This is a genomic window from Dermabacter sp. HFH0086, assembly GCF_000413375.1.
In the GTDB taxonomy this organism is placed as follows: Bacteria; Actinomycetota; Actinomycetes; order Actinomycetales; family Dermabacteraceae; genus Dermabacter; species Dermabacter hominis.
The window spans coordinates 671,172-671,903 of sequence record NZ_KE340308.1 but is presented as its reverse complement, the minus strand read 5'-3'; the positions used below and the strand labels follow the sequence as shown (position 1 = coordinate 671,903).

The 732-nt window shown below is 56.1% G+C and carries 1 protein-coding gene; it reads right to left on the bottom strand.

The annotated features are described in order from the left end of the window. Positions 1-732 (bottom strand): YPDG domain-containing protein (locus HMPREF1484_RS11655; protein WP_016663546.1); only part of this gene is annotated, 732 nt, incomplete at both ends.

Here is a 732-nt window from a genome sequence, read left to right as displayed (position 1 = left end):
GCCGTCCGGGAACGTCACCGTGATCTCACCGGTGTTCTCATCAATCTTGACCTCATAGCCCTCAGGAGCAGTGAAGCCGTCAGTGATCTTGAACTCCGAACCCTCAGGAGCCTTGACGTCCTTACCGTCCTTGCCAGTGAACGACGGGGACGACTTGGTCTCCTTGCCAGGAACAACCAGCTTGTCCTCATAAGCAGGCTCGTACTTCTTGCTATCAACCGCTTCGAGCTCTACGAACAGGTTGCCCGTGTTACCGGTGATCTCAACAGTTGCACCGTCACGAAGCTGGCTGTCTTCCTTGAGCTTCAGGTTGTCCTTGTTGACGTCATCGAGACCGGAAACGGATACCTTGTAGGTGCCCGCTGGAATATCTGCAAGACCAAAGTTCTGAACAACCGGGGAGCCCTTGGCACCACGCCAGGTTTCACCGTTGTCGTTGGACTTGAACTCGGTTCCGTCTTCCGCCGTCAGAGTGACAACAACGTCACGCACAGACTCCGGAAGCTCCTCGGCCGTCGTGTTGTCACCATCAGACTCGACAATACTGCCGTCAACCTTCACGCCAAACGTAACGCGCTGCGTCACCGGAGTCGCGTCCTTCTCAACCGTGACGGTGACGTCAACGTTGTCCTTCGAACCATCCGGGTAAGTCACCTCAACCGGAACGGTGATCTTGTCACCCGGCTTCGCATCCCCAGGGATGGTAACCGTGATCTCACCAGTGTCCTTGTC